Source organism: Rhizobium sp. H4 (assembly GCF_003013335.1).
Classification (GTDB): Bacteria; Pseudomonadota; Alphaproteobacteria; order Rhizobiales; family Rhizobiaceae; genus Rhizobium; species Rhizobium sophoriradicis.
In genome coordinates, this window is record NZ_PSOW01000006.1 from 32,948 (window position 1) to 49,472 (window position 16,525).

The following is a 16,525-nucleotide window of genomic DNA, read 5'->3' on the forward strand; positions in this document are numbered from 1 at the left end:
CGGTCTAATTTTTACTGGGAGGACAGTATGTACCTGAAAAATCTGCTTACAATATCAACTGCCGTCTTCGTCGGATTGGGTGTCGCTCATGCCGAAGACACGGTCAAGCTCGGCATGGTGGCCGAGCTTTCCGGCGCTGGCGCCCCCGCAGGAACCAATTGGCGCGACGGGATCAAGATCGCGGTCGAGGAAATCAACGCCGAAGGCGGGATTCTCGGCAAGAAAATCGAACTTGGCGAATATGACACGCAGACCGATCCGCAGGTCTCGCGCGCCCTTGTCCAGAAGGCGATTGATGAAGGCGCCTATGCGATCCTCGGCACGATTTATTCCGGCTCGACGATGGTCAATATGCTCGTCGCGCAACAGAACGGCACGCCGCAATTCGTCGGTTCGGAATCTCCGAGCATCGTTCAGAAAGGAAACCCCTTCGTTTTCCGGACGTCGTCCGGTTCCCAAAAGGGCATTCCCGCGCTGACCAGCTATTTCACCGAGACGATCAAGGCGAAGAAAGTCGCCGTCGCCTGGGTGAATAATGAGTTCGGCAAGGGGGGCCATGACGTCTTCACCCAGGAAATGAAGAAGGCCGGAATCGAGATTGTCGCCGACGTGCCGTCCGAGCAAGGCCAAGCCGACTATGCTGCGGATATCGCCAAGCTGAAGCAGGCCGGTCCCGATGCCGTTTTCGTCTATATGAATCAGGAGGAGTCCGCTCGCTTCCTCATTGAGGCCAGGAAGCAATCGCTGCCCATGCCGCTGGTCGGCGAAGTCACCCTGACCGAAGCCAAGGTGGTTGAACTGGCAGGCAGCGCCGCGGATGGCGCCATCGCCCATGTCGGCCTGACCGCGAGTGCGACGGACGTACCGGGCATCGGCGCCTTCGACAAGAAGTTCGAGGAGACCTTCAAGCGCAAGCCCACGCATGACGCCATCAAGGGTTATATCGGCGCCTGGACGACGAAATACGTCACGGAGATGGTCGGCGAGCTCGATGGAGAGGCCTTCGCCGAAAAGATGCACGGACTGTGCCTGAAGGCCGCGGACTACCCGAAGATCCTTCTCGACACATGCTGGGACGAACACGGCGAAATGTCGCGTCCGAGCTTCATGGTCCAGGTGAAGAATGGCTCGCCGGTCGTGATCGGAACTGTTCCGGCCAACTGATCATCCCCTGCTCTGCCGCGGCCGCTTCGGCTGCCGCGGCCATCGAGAGAGTGGCACAATGTCTCAATTCCTACAGGTCCTACTGTCCGGTCTGGCGACCGGTTCCATCTACGCGCTCGTCGCCATCGGTTTCACCCTCGTCTGGCAGGCGGCGCAGACGGTGAATTTTGCCCAGGGCGAGTTCGTCATGCTGCCGGCATTTTTCGTGCTTGCCTGCATGAGCATTCTCGGCATGCCCTTCTGGGCTGCGCTGCTGGCCGGGCTCATACTGTCGGTCGTCATTCTTGGCGTTCTCTTCAAGAAGCTCATGGTCGAGCCGATCCTTCCCCATGGCGGGATCACTTTGATCATCGCGACCATGGCGCTCGGAATTCTCCTGAAGGAGAGCGTCAAGGAATTCTATTCGGCCGAAGCTCAGCCTTTTCCCGCGATGTTTCCGAATGATCCGATCGACGTCTTTGGCGCTGTCCTTTCGATGCAGGACATCCTCAATCTCGTGCTTTGCCTCGGCATCGTCGTGCTGCTGACCTTGTTCCTGAACCGCACCCGCACCGGGCGCTGCATGCAGGCCACCGCGCAAAATCCGGCAGTCGCGGAAATCCTCGGCGTCAACGTCAAGCGGATGATCCTCTACACGTTCCTGATCAACGCAGCGCTTGCCGCCCTTGCATCCTATCTGATCACGCCCGTTTATCTCGCCAAGTTCTCCAACGGCGAAACACTCGGACTGATCGCTTTCATCGCGGCAATCGTCGGCGGTTTCAACCAGATCCGCGGCGCGTTGGTCGGCGGCCTGCTGATCGGCGTTCTCGACAACCTGACCGCTGCCTACGTCACGGCCCAGTATCGCGCGGCGCTTCCCCTGGTGCTCCTGATCGTCATCATCCTCGTCAGGCCGCAGGGCATCATGGGAACGTCCGAAGGGAGGACCGTCTGATGGCGAAGAGTTCCACCATACGTATTCTGGTCATTCTCGGGCTGCTCGCACTCGCTGTCGCCGCCCCCATCGGTCAAAAGAACTACATCATTTACATCTTGACCTCATGGCTGATCTTTACGATTGCGGCCATGGGACTGAACCTGACGCTGGGCTATGCCGGCCAGATATCGCTGGCGCAGGCCTCGTTCATGGCGATCGGCGCCTATATTACCGCGCTGCTGACGCTCGCAGGCTGGCATTGGATTGTGGCCATGCCCCTGGCGCTGCTTGCATGCTTCGTCGTCGGCCTGCTCCTCGGCTATCCGGCGCTGCGTGTCAAAGGCCACTTCCTCGCCTTTGTGACCTTGGCATTCAACACGCTCGTCTTTCTCGTGCTGAGAAACGAAGATTGGCTGACGGGCGGAAGCATCGGCCTCGTCGGCATGCCGCGTCCCGACTTCGGCCTGTTCTCGACGATGAAGCAATTGCCTTTTTATTATTTCACACTTGCGGTGACGGCATTTGCGGCGCTTGCGATGTGGGGGATCGTCCGTTCGCCTTGGGGCCGCGCCTTCAAGGCTCTGCGCGAAAACCCGATCCGCGCCGAAAGTCTCGGCGTCGATACGCGGCGCATCACCCTTCTCGCCTTTGCCATCGGCTCGACATATGGCGGACTTGCCGGCACCTTGATCACGCCTCTCGTCCAATTCATCGAGCCCGGATCCTTCGCGCTCGCCCATTCCCTTCGCATCCTGCTGATGGTGATCGTCGGTGGCGCCGGGTACTTCTTCGGACCGTGGGTCGGCGCCGGCGTCGTCATTCTGCTGCCAGAGATCCTGCGCTTCACCGAAGGATATTATCTCATCATCTATTCGGCGCTGGTCATCGTCATGCTGATCTTCGTGCCGTCGGGGCTGATTGGTGTCGGCGCCAGAAGCCGTGACAAAATCTGGCCGAAGCAACAGGTCCGCGCAGACATGGCGGAAGGAGCCAGCCTGAAATGAACACGCCCATCCTCTCCGTTCGCGATATTGGCAAGAGCTTCGGCGGAATCCGCGCCGTCGACGGCGTTTCCTTCGAGGTCAACAAGGGCGAGATCCTCGGCCTGATCGGCCCCAACGGATCGGGTAAGTCGACGCTCTTCAACTGCATCCTCGGCCAGTTGACCCCGGATGCGGGCGAGGTGACGGTCAACGGCAAAAACGTCTCCGGCATGCGCGCCTCCGATTTGAACAAGCTCGGCGTCGGGCGAACCTTTCAGCAGCTTTCGGTTTTTCCGAAAATGTCGGTGCTCGACAACATCATTCTTGCCGGGCAGGAGCATCACGGCACGATGCTGGCACGTCTCTTCGGCCCCGGCGACGCCGGCTTGACGGCCGAAGCGGAGCGCATGATCGCCTTCTTTCGCCTCGGCCATCTGCGCGACACACTGGCGGGTTCGCTCTCCTACGGCCAGCAAAAGCTGGTCGATGCGGCGATGGCCTTCATGGCCGGCCCGAGTCTCGTCCTGCTCGACGAGCCGGCGGGCGGCGTCAACCTGACGATGCTCGCCAACCTCAAGGACCGGCTTGTCGCCTACAATGCCGAGCACGGCACGACGTTCGTCGTTATCGAACACAATATGGAGTTCGTGATGAGCCTGTGCTCCCGCATCATTGTTCTGGCGGAAGGCAACATCATCGCGGAAGGCACACCGGACCAAATTCGGTCGAACCAGACCGTTATCGACGCCTATCTTGGAGGTTGACAATGCTCGAGCTCAAAAAAATCCAAGGCGGTTACGGCAAGATCACCATCTTGAACGGCGTGTCCTTTGCAATCCCGAAAGCTTCGATCACCACAGTCATCGGGCCGAATGGCGCCGGCAAGTCGACCGTCTTCAAGGCTATCTTCGGCCTCCTGAACATCCATTCCGGTCAAATCTTGCTCGATGGCCAGGATGTGACCCGGCAAACCCCGCGGCAGATGATCGGGCATGGCGTCACCTATGTTCCGCAAGGCCGCAATGTCGTTCCGCAACTCTCCGTCTATCACAATCTGGAACTCGGCGGCATCACCGCAAGCGACCAGGCGAATGTGCGCAAGCGGATCGACATGGTGATGGACCAGTTCCCGATGCTGCGTAAATTCTCCGACCGCAAGGCGATCGAACTGTCGGGCGGACAACAGAAGCAGCTGGAGGTGGCGCGCGCCCTGCTGCTTGACCCGAAGCTGATCCTGATCGACGAGCCTTCGATCGGCCTGTCGCCCAATCTCGTGCAGGAGGTTTTTCAGACCCTGATCAGACTGCGCGACCAAGGTGTCACCATCCTGATGGTGGAGCAGAATGCCAAGGCGGCGCTCGCCATGTCTGATTACGGCCTCGTTCTCGAGCTCGGTCAAACGCGTATGCACGACAAGGCTTCGGCTTTGCTTTCCGATCCGCGCGTCGGGCAGCTCTTCCTCGGCGGCCATATCGAGGCCGAGCATGCGCATTGACGCGCTCGACGGCGCCCCTGCCAAGACTGGGAGAATCCCCGTTCCGGCAGGGGCGGCGCATCAAGTGGCAGCACGGCGCTACGGTTCGCTGGCATTGCGTTAGGCAGGCTAGTTTTAAATTGGTGCCCTTCGGGAGAGCGACAGCGAGCCATCTTTCGCCGGTAGAGAGGCGAGCTGAGCCATTCGCCGGCCGGATGCTGGCGCTCGAACCCGGCCTTAGAGGCAGACCTGATTTCTCACCGCCTTGTAGGCAAGGCCAGGAGCAGACCGATGAAAACTTCGATTGCCACGGTGTCGATCAGCGGAGAGCTACCCGAGAAGCTGGATGCGATCGCCAAAGCCGGCTTCGATGGCGTGGAAATCTTCGAGAATGATTTTCTGGCTTTCGACGGCAGGCCTACGGATGTCGGCAGGATGGTGCGCGACCGCGGGCTTGAAATCACGCTGTTCCAACCATTCCGCGATTTCGAGGGCATGCCCGAGCCGTTGCGCAGTCGCGCCTTCGATCGCGCAGAACGAAAGTTCGATGTGATGCAGGAACTGGGCACAGAGCTCATCCTGGTTTGCTCGAATGCCTCGTCCGCCTCGCTCGGCGGCATTGATCGGGCGGCGGCGGATTTTCACGCGCTCGGTGAACGGGCTGCCAAGCGCGGCTTGAAGATCGGTTATGAGGCGCTCGCCTGGGGGCGGCATATCAATGACCATCGCGATGCATGGGAAATCGTGCGCAGGGCCGATCATCCGAATGTCGGTCTGATCCTCGACAGTTTCCATACCCTGTCACGAAAGATCGACATCAACTCGATCCGTTCGATCCCGAAAGACAAGATCTTTATCGTCCAGCTTGCCGATGCTCCGCTGATCGACATGGACCTTCTCTACTGGAGCCGGCATTTCCGCAACATGCCGGGTGAAGGCGACCTTCCGGTAGCGGAGTTTGCCGCTGCCGTCGCCGAGACCGGCTATGACGGTTATTTTTCGCTCGAAATATTCAACGATCAGTTCCGCGGAGGGTCATCCCGCCTGATTGCCGCCGATGGCCACCGCTCGCTGATTTATCTGGGCGATCAGGTGCGGCGTATGCCGAATGCCCCCAGCTTTTCGGTCAAGGCGATGCCCGATCGAGCGATCGTCAAGGCAATAGGCTTCGTGGAGTTCTCCGCCGATGAAGAGGAAGCGACCGAACTCGTCGGCATCCTGCGGACCCTGGGCTTCCGGAAGGAGGCCGTTCATCGAACCAAAAATGTCACTCTCTATCGCCAGGGAGACATCCGTCTTATCGTCAATGCCGACGGCGGTGGCTTTGCCGGTCCGTCCTTCGTCGTGCACGGTACCACGGCCTATGCCATCGCGCTGATGGTCGACGATGCCGGCAAAGCCTTCGAGAGAGCCATGGCGCTGGACGCCGAGCCTTTCAAGCAAGCCGTCGGCGCCGGCGAGGTCGAAATTCCGGCAATCCGGGGTGTGGGCGGTGGGCTAATATACCTGATAGACGACAAGGGTGATCTCGGCCGTTTTTCGGAGATCGACTTCCTGCCGGTCGAAGACGATGCGCAGATTGCTCCCGCTCATCTCTTGCATGTCGACCATATAGCCCAGACGGTCGCCTACGACGAAATGCCCACTTGGCTGCTGTTCTACGCCTCGATCTTCGAAGCGCGGAAGACGCCCGTGTTCGACATCATCGATCCCGCCGGCGTGGTGCGCAGCCAGGTGTTGGAAAATGCGTCCGGTTCGCTACGGATCACGCTGAACGGAGCGGAGAACCGGCGCACGCTCGCGGGGCACTTCATTGCCGAAACATTCGGCTCGGGCGTGCAGCATCTGGCTTTCCACACCGACGATATTTTCGCGACAGCGGCCAGCTTGCGGCAGAACGGCTTCAAGCCGCTGAGCATTTCCCCGAATTATTACGATGACGCGGAGGCCAGGTTCGGTTTAGAGGCGGCGCTGAGCGACCGGTTGAGGGCGGAAAACATCCTGTACGACCGGGACGAGTTCGGCGAATATTTCCAGCTCTACAGCCCCACATTCGGCGAAGGCTTTTTCTTCGAGATCGTCGAACGCCGAGGGTATAAGGGTTATGGCGCCGCCAACGCGATCTTCCGGATAGCCGCATTGAAAAAGCATTTGCGGCCGGAGGGCATGCCCAAGAGTTGAAGCAGCGGACCAATCCGCCGCATCTTCTCCTCAGGATCCGCGACCGGTCGTCCGATGTCCAACCGATTGTGCGCAGCTCAAAACAACGGCAGCCGGTCGTCCTGGATCAGGATCTCCAACTTGTCCGAGACATCCTGCGTCCAGGACCGGTTTCCGGTCAAGGCGGCCGGGAACAGTCCAGGCAGGGTGAAGAGAGCCGCCGAAAGCGCAAGGCCCGTGCGCGGGACACCGGCGATGAGAGCGGCGATTTCCGCGGCCCGGGGATCGCGCAGCTCGTAGCGCTCGCCATTGCCGTGTTCGCCGATCGCATAGCGCATCCAGGCTGCCACGGCGATGGCATAGGTCTCCGCCCTGTCGCCATTGGCCAGCGCCTCGCATGCCGGTTCCAGCAGCCGCTGCGGCAGTTTCTGGGTGCCGTCCATGGCGATCTGGTAGGTGCGATGAGCGATCGCCTTGTTTGCAAAGCGCGCTATCAATTCATTGGCGTAGTTATCGAGATCGATGCCGGGCACCGGATCGAGCGTCCGCGCCGCCGCATGCATATGGCGGTAGGCCAGGGCTGCCAGGGCGGTATCGTCCATCACATCACGGATAAATTCATAGCCGCCGATATAACCTAGATAGGCGAGCAGCGAATGCGCCCCGTTCAGCATCCGGAGCTTCATCTTCTCATAGGCCGAGACGTCTTCGACCATCAGCGCGCCGCGCACTTTTTCCCAGGCTGGGCGGCCAGCGGCGAAATGGTCCTCGATCACCCATTGCGTAAAGGGTTCGGTCTCGATCGCCGCCATATCGGTGCGGCCGGTCAGCCGTTCGGCATCGGCATAGGTCGCCTCGGTGCTGGCCGGCGTGATGCGGTCGACCATCGTCGACGGGAAGGGCACGTTCGCCTCTATCCAGCGATGCAGATCGGCATCGATGCGGGAGGTGAATTCGAGCACCAGGCGCTTCAGCACGGCGCCGTTGCTCGGCAGGTTGTCGCAGCTGAGGGGCGTAAACGGGGCGATCCCCTTCTGCCGGCGGCGCGCAAGACCTTCGACGAGATAGCCGATGACGCCGCGCGGTGCATGCCGGTTGGCGAGGTCGGCGACGATATCGGGATGTTTGAGGTCGAGGCCGCCCGTTGCCGGATCGAAGCCATAGGCCTTTTCCGTCACCGTCATGCTGACGATGCGGATAGCAGGATCTTCGAGCCGCGTCAGCAGGCCGGCCGGATCGCGCGGCGCCACATGCGCCTTCAAGATCGAGCCGATCACTTCAGCCGTCGTGCCCGAGGTGTCGCGGATCAATGTCGTGTAGAGCCCGTTCTGGGCGCTCAGATTATCGGCGACATCGGGCGTGCGCAGGCTTGCCACCTCAATGCCCCAGTCGCCGCCTGCAGCGGCGAGCGCGCCATCGGTAAACGGCGCGAAATGCGCGCGGAAGAAGGCGCCGGGGCCTAGATGCAGAATACCGCTTTTCAGCCGGCTGCGGTCATAGGCGGGAAGCTTCGCCGTCGGGGCGAGGCCGGAAAGGGTCTGCAGTCGTTCGGTCACAGCTTGTAGGCCTTCTTCGCGTTGCCATAGGAGAGTTCGCCCGCCACGATTTCGGCTTCCCGCTTGGAAAGCCGGTGTTCGGCGACGAGCCCAGCGAGGAAACGGCAGACTTCGCGACGCCAGACATCGTGCCGCGCCGGGATCGAAAGCAGCGCTCGCGTATCGTCATTGAAGCCAGCCATATTGGCAAAACCCGCCGTTTCCACCACCTGGTCGAGATAGCGGCGGATGCCGAGCGGGCTGTCGTGGAACCACCACGGCGGGCCGATCATCAGGCAGGGCCAATGGCCGGCCATCGGCGCGAGTTCCCGGGCATAGGTCGTTTCGTCGAGGGTGAAGAGCAGTACGCGCAGCCCCGGCGCATGGCCGTACTTCGAAAGCAGCGCATTCAGGCCGCCGACCCAGTCGGTGCGGGTCGGAATATCGGCGCCCATATTCGGGCCACGGGTCGCAAACAGCCCGCTGTCGGTGTTGCGTCGCGAGCCGGCGTGGATCTGCATGACCATGCCGTCCTCGGCCGAAAGCCCCGCCATCTCGGTCATCATCTGGCCGCGGAAGAGCTCCGCATCCTGAGGCGAAAGCGGACCCTTCAGCGCCTTGTCGAGCAGCGCCTGCTTTTCGGCAAGCGGCAGGTCGGCGGTGAAGGCTGTGGGTACGCCGTGATCGGTCGCGGTGGCGCCGAACTGGCGGAAATAGGCGCGGCGGCGCCGATGCGCCTCGATCAGGCCGTCCCAGCGCGTCGCGTCAGCGCCGGTGATCTCTCCGAACTTGACGAGATTGTCGCGGAAACCGACGGCATCGGGATCGGTGACGCTGTCCGGCCGGTAGGTGGTGCGCACTCTGCCGATCCAGCCGTCCGCGGCCATCTTCTGGTGATGTGCCAGCGGGTCGAGCGCGCCCTCGGTCGTCGCGATCGTTTCGATGCCGAATCGCTGATGCAGCGCCCGCGGCCGGAATTCCGGCAGGGCGAGCTGGGCATTGATGTGGTCGTAGAGCGCATCGGCATTGTCAGGTGTCAGCGGCTCGGTGCAGCCGAGCACGGCCGACATGGCGTGGTCGACCCAGAGGCTCGACGGCGTTCCGCGGAAGAGATGGTAATGTCTGGCAAAGGTCTGCCAGATCGCGCGGCCTGCAGCCACCGGCTCGCTGTCGAGCCGCGGCACGCCGAGTTCGTCCAAGGGAACGCCGACGCTGTGCAGCATGCGGAAGAGATAATGATCGGGAATGACCAGCAGCGAGGCCGCGTCTTCGAAGGGCTTGTCGTCAGCGAACCAGGCGGGTTCGGTATGCCCGTGCGGGCTGACGATCGGAAGATTGCGCACCGTCTCGTAGAGGTCGCGCGCAATGGTCCGTGTTGCCGGATCGGCCGGAAAGAGCCGGTCCGGATGAAGAAAGCCGTTTCCTGCATCCATCAGTATTCCTCCCTGATGGATAAGGGCCTACCCCACAACATCAGGCGCGGCAAGGTCTTTTAGTAACCAAACGGTTCAGTTTTGCGCGCGGCTGCGCCGGCCATCGAAAACATTGACGAGATGGCCTATTTCCGCTTTGGGAGAAGCATCTATTCGCCGGTGTCGGCAAAGGAGGATCGATGTCCGACGAGACGAACCGCATCACCCGGCTGGAGGAAATGCTGGCCTATCAGGCAAAGACGATCGAGGAGCTCTCCGATCAGCTTGCCGAACAATGGAAGCTCGTCGAGCAGATGCGCACCAAGCTCGACCGGCTGACCGAACGCTTCCTGTCGCTCGAGGAACAATCGCTGGAAGCGCCTGGTATCACCCGTCCGCCGCATTATTAACGGCACGCGGGGGATACCGCGTGCCCGGTTTTCCCGGCTGACGGATCAGACGCCGCCGATGCAGAGATATTTCATTTCGAGATAATCGTCGGCACCGTGGCGCGAGCCCTCGCGGCCGAGACCGGATTGCTTGATGCCGCCGAAAGGTGCCGTCTCGGACGACATCAGGCCGGTATTGATGCCGATCATGCCGTATTCCAGCGCTTCCGCCACTCGCCAGACCTTCTTCAGGTCGCCGGCATAGAAATAGGCGGCAAGACCGAATTCCGTATCATTGGCCTCGGCGATCACATCCTCGGCCGTCTCGAAACGGAAGAGCGGCGCCACCGGCCCGAAAGTTTCCTCGCGCGCCACCTTCATGCCGCGCGCAACGCCGGTCAGCACCGTTGGGGCAAAGAAGGTGCCGGCGCCGTCGATGCGCTTGCCGCCGGTCAGCAGCTTGGCGCCCTTGGCAAGCGCGTCGCCGACATGGTCCTCCACCTTGGCAAGGCCCTGCTCGTCGATCAGCGGCCCGATCTCGACACCCGCCTGGAAGCCGTCGCCGACCGACATTGCGGCGACCCTGGCGGCAAGCTTGGCCGCGAAGGTGTCATAGACGCCCGACTGGATGTAGAGACGGTTGGCACAAACGCAGGTCTGGCCGGCATTGCGGTATTTGGAGGCGATCGCGCCCTCGACGGCGGCGTCGAGATCGGCATCGTCGAACACGATGAAGGGCGCGTTGCCGCCGAGCTCCAGGCTCACCTTCTTGATCTGGTCGGCGCATTGCCGCATCAGGATGCGGCCGACCTCGGTGGAGCCGGTGAAGCTGATCTTGCGCACCTTGTCATTGCCGCAGAGCTCGCGGCCGATCGCCGGGCCGTCGATGCCGACGATGAGATTGAAGACGCCGGCCGGAATGCCGGCCCGTTCGGCGAGCACGGCAAGGGCGATCGCCGTCAGCGGCGTCTGTTCGGCAGGCTTCGACACGACCGTGCAGCCGACGGCCAGCGCCGGCGCGATCTTGCGAGCGATCATCGCCGCCGGAAAATTCCACGGCGTGATCGTGCCGACGACGCCGACCGGCTGCTTGATGACGATCATGCGCTTGTCATTCGAAGGCGCGGGGATCGTCTCGCCGTAGATGCGCTTGGCTTCTTCCGCATACCACTCGACATAGGACGCGGCATAAAGGATCTCGCCGCGCGCTTCCGCGAAAGGCTTGCCCATTTCGGCGGTCAGGATCGCGGCGAGTTCGTCGGCATTGGCGACCATCAGGTCGAACCAATTGCGCAGGATGACGCTGCGTTCCTTCGCCGGGCGGGCCGCCCAGGCCGGCTGGGCGGCATAGGCCGCATCGATCGCCGCCCGCGTCTCGGCGGCTCCCATATCGGGCAGCGACGCAAGCAGCTCGCCGGTTGCAGGATTGAGCACGTCGAAGGTCTTGGCGGCATCGCCCGATGTCCAGACGCCGTTGATATAGCCGGCATCGCGCAGGAACGGCGAAGAGAACGGAACGTGCCTGGTCAGGGCAGTGGTGAAAGCCATGTCAAATCTCCTTGGGAGCGGCTGCCGGTCGCCGGCAGCCGTTGAAATCCGGTTCGGTCACTTGGCCGCGCTCGCTTCCAGCATCGAGGCTTCGAGAATGTCGAGCGCCTCGCCAAACACCTCGTCCTGAATGGTGATCGGCGCAAGGAAGCGGATGACATTGCCGTGGACGCCGCAGGTGAGCAGGATCAGGCCCTTGTCGAGCGCGATCAGCCGCACCCGGTTGGCGAATTCGGCCCTCGGCAATCCGGTCGTCAGGTCGTTGAATTCGACGGCATTCATGAAGCCGGGCCCGCGGATATCGGCAATTTCGGGCACGCTCTCGCGCAGCGATTCCAGCCGCTGCTTCAACCGGCCGCCGAGCAGGTTCGCGCGGCTACAGAGATCCTCTTCGGCGATGACGTCGAGGACGGCATGGGCGGCGGCGATGCCGAGCGGATTGCCGCCATATGTGCCGCCGAGCCCGCCCGGTCCCGGCGCGTCCATGGTCTCGGCGCGGCCGGTCACGGCGGCGAGCGGAAAGCCGCCGGCAAGGCTTTTTGCCATTGTCGTCAGGTCAGGCGCCACCTCGTGATGATCCATCGCGAACATCCTGCCGGTGCGGGCAAAACCGGTCTGGACTTCGTCGGCGATCAGCAGGATGCCGTGCTGGTCGCAGAGTTCGCGCAGCGCCTTCATGAAGGCGGCGGGCGCCGGATAGAATCCGCCTTCGCCTTGCACCGGCTCGATGATGATGGCGGCGACCCGCTGCGGATCGACATCGGCGGCGAAGAGCTTCTTCAGCGCGGCAAGCGACTGATCGGCGGTGACGCCGTGCAGTTCGACCGGGAAGGGAACATGGAAGACGTCGCCCGGCATGGCGCCGAAGCCGACCTTGTAGGGCACCACCTTGCCGGTCAGCGCCATGCCCATGAAGGTGCGGCCGTGGAAACCGCCGCCAAAAGCGATGACGGCCGAGCGGCCGGTTGCCGCACGGGCGATCTTGACGGCATTCTCCACCGCCTCGGCGCCTGTCGTGACGAAGATCGTCTTCTTCTCGAAGTCACCCGGCAGCAACGCGTTCAACCGTTCGGCAAGGCTGACATAGCTTTCGTAGGGAACAACCTGGTGGCAGGTATGGGTAAAATGGTCGAGCTGATCCTTGACGGCTGCGATGACCTTGGGATGGCGGTGGCCGGTGTTGAGTACGGCGATGCCGGCGGCGAAATCGATATAGCGGCGGCCTTCCTTATCCCAGATTTCGGCATTCTCGGCGCGGTCCGCATAGATCTGGGTGGTGATGCCGACGCCGCGCGAAATCGCGGCGTTCTTCCGGTCCGTAAGGCTTGTCGCGGTCATCGATCTGCTCCATATCGAGGGTTTAGGCATATCTTGCATAAGTTCTGCAAGATTCTGAAAATTCCTACATTTTTCCTGCAAGAAAGCAAGCGGCATTTTTTGCTTCAAACATCACGCGTTTTGATCAATGCTCGCGCGACGAGAATCGGGGATAGTGGCGGATGAACGATAACGGGCCTGTGCGCTACAAGGTGGCGGAGGCCGCGCGGCTGGCGGGCGTGTCCGCCTCGACGCTGCGCCTCTGGGAAAGCCAAGGTCTGGTGGTTCCCGGCCGCTCCGACACCGGTCATCGGCAATATAGCGCCGACGACGTGGCGCGCCTGAAGCGCATCTCCTGGTATCGGGTCGAGCGCGGCCTCAATCCTGCGGCCATCCGCGAAGCGCTGGAGGGCGAAGATCCCTCGGCCGAGGGCGAAGCAAGCCAGGATTCCGGCCTCGGCCGCCGGCTGCGCAGCCTGCGCCATGCCGCCGGCAAGACGCTGGAACAGGTGGCCAGCGATAACGGCATCACCGCTTCGACGCTCTCGACACTGGAGCGCACCTCGCAGGGCGTCGGCTTCAAGACGCTGCACGATCTCGCCGAATATTACGGCACCACCGTCTCCCGCCTTTCCGGTGAGGAAAGCGGCGAGGTGCCGGCCCTGGTGCGCGCCGGGGAATGGCGCAGCTGGCCGGAAACGACGCCTGGCGTCACCGTGCAGCTGCTGGCGGAAGGCCCCAGGATGATGGATTGCCATCGTTTCGTGCTGGCGCCGGGCGCAGCCAGCGAGGGCGCCTATCGCCACGAGGGCGAGGAATTCATGCATGTCCTGTCCGGCCGGCTCGAGCTGGTGCTCGACGGCGATCAGTTCTTCGATCTCGGTCCGGGCGATTCGCTGTATTTCGAAAGCCGCCGCTACCATTCCTGGCGCAACCGCCACGACGGCGAAACCGTGCTTCTCTGGATCAACACGCCGCCGACATTTTGACCCGCCCGTCGCAGGAAGCGGTTTCGCAGCTTGCGCCTTTGCGCTATAGCGACTGCATTATTCCTTAAATCGGAAGCGATTTCAGGTAAAATTATACAGCAATACATAGTGCTGCAGCTTTGCCCGTCTGAAAGGACGCGCGGCGCCGCAGGAGACGCATTCGAACGAAAGATTGTCTCATGGCCGCCACCATACGGTATCACGAAGGCGATATATCAGCGGCCGATGCCGCCCGCTACACCGGCGCGGTAGCGATCGACACCGAAACGCTCGGCCTGGTGCCGCGCCGCGATCGGCTCTGCGTCGTCCAGCTTTCGCCGGGTGACGGCACCGCCGACGTCATCCGTATCGCCGCCGGCCAGAAAGAGGCGCCCAACCTGGTCGCCCTGCTCGAAGATCCGACCCATCAGAAGATCTTTCACTATGGCCGCTTCGATATTGCCGTGCTCTTCCACACTTTCGGCGTCACCACGACCCCGGTCTTCTGCACTAAGATCGCCTCGCGCCTGATCCGGACCTACACCGATCGCCATGGCTTGAAGGACAATCTCAAGGAGATGCTCGACATCGATATCTCCAAGACGCAGCAATCTTCCGACTGGGCGGCCGAAACACTGTCTCCGGCCCAGCTCGAATATGCCGCTTCCGACGTACTTTACCTGCATGCTTTGCGCGACAAGCTGACCGCACGCCTGATCCGCGACGGCCGCTTCGACCATGCCACCGCCTGCTTCGAATTCCTGCCGACCCGCGCCAAGCTCGACCTGCTCGGCTGGGAAGAGGCCGATATCTTCGCCCATAGCTGAGCGAACCGCCCGACGGCATTGCCGACCAGCACGCGAAGGCCGGCACCAGCCCGGGCGTGGCCTCGCGGCCGCTGCACACTTCCGGACGACATGCATTAGCGTTTCGTTAAGGTCTCTTTACTAAAATTCTCGTTAATATTTATGCATTCGATGACGCGGAATTGCGTCATGCGGACAGGAGGATCTGCTGGGATGCAGAGGGATCGGATGAGCACGGTCCTTTAATAGAGCCTGCTTTCATCGTCACTTTGCGAAAGGAGCATGCCATGTTGACTCCCGTTCGTGCAGCGTCCAATGCAAGCTTTTCGTCTCAAGGCCAGACTGCGGCGGTCGTCGCCGGCGGCCTAGGCCGTTCTGTGATTTCGCCCGCGCCTGTCAACCCTGTTGAAGCCGCCGACCTGAATTCCGCCATTGCCGGCAAGCTCAATATCCTGCTTCTTGCCGCGCGCGAGCGCATGGTTGAAGCCCTTCTCGATATTATCAATGCGGCAGGCCGCTCGATCTCCCTGGACCGCGACGAGGACGAGACCAATCTTGCTTTCGCCTCGCGGCTGGCCGATGCCATCCAGCGGCTGCCGGCCGTCAGGATCGACGAGGTCGAGCGCCAACTCACCGAGCAAGGCCACAGCCTGCCGCTTCGGATGATCGCCGCCGCTCTGAAGAACCCCGCGGGCCCGGAAGCGGCGCGCCTCGTCGCCTATCTGGAAATCGTCCGCTACAAGGATCGCGATCTTGCCGCCCGCGCTGTCGTGCGCTCCTATGGCCAGAACGACGCTTCGCCGATGCGCGCCGAAGCCCGGCCGGAGATCCAGCTGCATGAGAATCATTCGCCTGCCGCCATGCGCCGGCTGGCAGACAAGCTCTCCGCGCCGCCGCCTAGCGCGCTGATCGAGGCCACGGCGCTGGCGACCGCCGAGGAAGCGGTGATCGCCGAGGCCGTGGACGCTGCCGATCCGGAAGCGCCGCGGCCTGAAAACCGGGCTCAATCCGCGTCGGCAGCGGCAAGCGAAGACGTCCTGGAAGAATCCGAGCCGCAGGAGATCGACGCCGCGCAAGCCTTACCGGCCGAAGCCACAGTGGCCGAGGACGCGCGGGAAATGCCGGAGGCGCCTGCCATCCAGCCTCGCGCCATGCCGGAAAAAGCCGATCCCGTCATTCCCAGAAACTGGACGGGAATTGTCGCTTCGATGACCGAAGAGGCCTCCGAGATGATCGCCACCATCATCCGCGAGCAGGACGTCGAAGCCGTGCCGGAGGATGGCCCCGTCGAAGCGGCCGTGGAGATCGATACGATCCTCGATGAGGCCGTCATCAGCGATGCGACCGAAACCTTGACTAGGCAGCCGGCGGAACTCGCAGCGCCCGATGCGCGCGCCGCCGCAGCGCCGCGCCCTTCGCCGGTGGAAACGGAGATCCTGGCTGCCCGCCAGCCGAAAGAGACTGCCGCGCCACCGCCAATGATGCCGATAGCCGAGGCGGCCGAGGCTGCCTATGTACCACTCGCGGCAAGGATGCCGGAGGGATTTGCCTATACGCAGCTGCCCTATCAGTTTGCCAAGGATGTCCCGTCGAACGAGAAGGCCGGTGAAACCAGCCACCAGCATCAGCATCATCACGATGGGGCGCCGGATCAGCAGCAAGAGGATGAACAGCAGGCGCAGTCCGGCGGCGGGGATGCCGCAGCCGATGTCGAAACAGCCGATGCGGCGCCTGAGCGCAGGACGCCGAGGATGATCGATGCCGAGCCGACGCCCTATCAGTCAGGCGCGGCCGCCGACCCTGTTTATGCGCTCTATCAACGCATGGTTGGCTGGGAGTAAAATTTTTTA

At 62.2% G+C, this 16,525-nt stretch carries 14 protein-coding genes; 10 read left to right on the plus strand and 4 right to left on the minus strand.

What is annotated here, in order from left to right; all coding sequences use genetic code 11:
• Positions 1–27: 27 nt before the first annotated feature.
• From C4N04_RS10810 to C4N04_RS10835, 6 genes are all read left to right on the plus strand, one after another.
• A complete protein-coding gene (locus C4N04_RS10810; RefSeq protein WP_086155841.1) occupies positions 28–1,164 on the plus strand; it encodes an ABC transporter substrate-binding protein in 1,137 nt (378 codons plus the stop codon).
• A 58-nt stretch (positions 1,165–1,222) separates the two neighbouring features.
• A complete protein-coding gene (locus C4N04_RS10815; protein WP_039617155.1) occupies positions 1,223–2,101 on the plus strand; it encodes a branched-chain amino acid ABC transporter permease in 879 nt (292 codons plus the stop codon).
• Positions 2,101–3,087, plus strand: a complete 987-nt coding sequence (locus C4N04_RS10820; protein ID WP_106796023.1) for a branched-chain amino acid ABC transporter permease — start codon at positions 2,101–2,103, stop codon at positions 3,085–3,087. Before C4N04_RS10815 ends, C4N04_RS10820 begins: the two co-directional genes overlap by 1 nt.
• Positions 3,084–3,830, plus strand: coding sequence for an ABC transporter ATP-binding protein (locus C4N04_RS10825; protein WP_106796024.1), 747 nt, complete (start codon positions 3,084–3,086; stop codon positions 3,828–3,830). The genes C4N04_RS10820 and C4N04_RS10825 overlap by 4 nt, the downstream gene beginning before the upstream one ends.
• Before the next feature lie 2 nt (positions 3,831–3,832).
• Positions 3,833–4,561 (plus strand): ABC transporter ATP-binding protein, encoded by a 729-nt coding sequence (locus tag C4N04_RS10830; RefSeq protein WP_096770138.1) that lies wholly within the window; start codon positions 3,833–3,835, stop codon positions 4,559–4,561.
• Between the two features lie 270 nt (positions 4,562–4,831).
• Positions 4,832–6,721, plus strand: a complete 1,890-nt coding sequence (locus C4N04_RS10835) for a sugar phosphate isomerase/epimerase and 4-hydroxyphenylpyruvate domain-containing protein (protein WP_106796025.1) — start codon at positions 4,832–4,834, stop codon at positions 6,719–6,721.
• A 77-nt stretch (positions 6,722–6,798) separates the two neighbouring features.
• Here C4N04_RS10835 and C4N04_RS10840 read toward each other — a convergent pair whose 3' ends face one another.
• Positions 6,799–8,256 (minus strand): mannitol dehydrogenase family protein, encoded by a 1,458-nt coding sequence (locus C4N04_RS10840; RefSeq protein WP_106796026.1) that lies wholly within the window; start codon positions 8,254–8,256, stop codon positions 6,799–6,801.
• Positions 8,253–9,668, minus strand: a complete 1,416-nt coding sequence (gene uxaC, locus C4N04_RS10845) for a glucuronate isomerase (RefSeq protein ID WP_106796027.1) — start codon at positions 9,666–9,668, stop codon at positions 8,253–8,255. The genes C4N04_RS10840 and uxaC overlap by 4 nt, the downstream gene beginning before the upstream one ends.
• Before the next feature lie 179 nt (positions 9,669–9,847).
• On the opposite strand from uxaC, the gene C4N04_RS10850 reads away from it, so the two are divergent.
• The gene (locus C4N04_RS10850) at positions 9,848–10,057 is read left to right on the plus strand and encodes a SlyX family protein (protein WP_096763479.1); all 210 of its coding nucleotides are present in this window, start codon (positions 9,848–9,850) and stop codon (positions 10,055–10,057) included.
• A gap of 45 nt (positions 10,058–10,102) precedes the next feature.
• Here C4N04_RS10850 and C4N04_RS10855 read toward each other — a convergent pair whose 3' ends face one another.
• Together C4N04_RS10855 and C4N04_RS10860 are read right to left on the minus strand one after the other, a co-directional pair.
• Positions 10,103–11,584: an NAD-dependent succinate-semialdehyde dehydrogenase gene (locus C4N04_RS10855; RefSeq protein ID WP_106796028.1), complete on the minus strand. Its 1,482-nt coding sequence runs from the start codon at positions 11,582–11,584 to the stop codon at positions 10,103–10,105.
• A 57-nt stretch (positions 11,585–11,641) separates the two neighbouring features.
• Positions 11,642–12,922, minus strand: a complete 1,281-nt coding sequence (locus C4N04_RS10860) for a 4-aminobutyrate--2-oxoglutarate transaminase (RefSeq protein ID WP_106796029.1) — start codon at positions 12,920–12,922, stop codon at positions 11,642–11,644.
• A gap of 161 nt (positions 12,923–13,083) precedes the next feature.
• Here C4N04_RS10860 and C4N04_RS10865 point away from each other — a divergent pair, with 161 nt between their 5' ends.
• From C4N04_RS10865 to C4N04_RS10875, 3 genes are all read left to right on the plus strand, one after another.
• Positions 13,084–13,890, plus strand: a complete 807-nt coding sequence (locus tag C4N04_RS10865) for a MerR family transcriptional regulator (protein WP_096770132.1) — start codon at positions 13,084–13,086, stop codon at positions 13,888–13,890.
• Positions 13,891–14,069: 179 nt separating this feature from the next.
• Complete coding sequence (locus C4N04_RS10870; protein ID WP_010055059.1) at positions 14,070–14,696, plus strand: ribonuclease D; 627 nt, start codon at positions 14,070–14,072, stop codon at positions 14,694–14,696.
• A 266-nt stretch (positions 14,697–14,962) separates the two neighbouring features.
• Positions 14,963–16,516: a hypothetical protein gene (locus C4N04_RS10875; RefSeq protein WP_106796030.1), complete on the plus strand. Its 1,554-nt coding sequence runs from the start codon at positions 14,963–14,965 to the stop codon at positions 16,514–16,516.
• Positions 16,517–16,525: the final 9 nt, after the last annotated feature.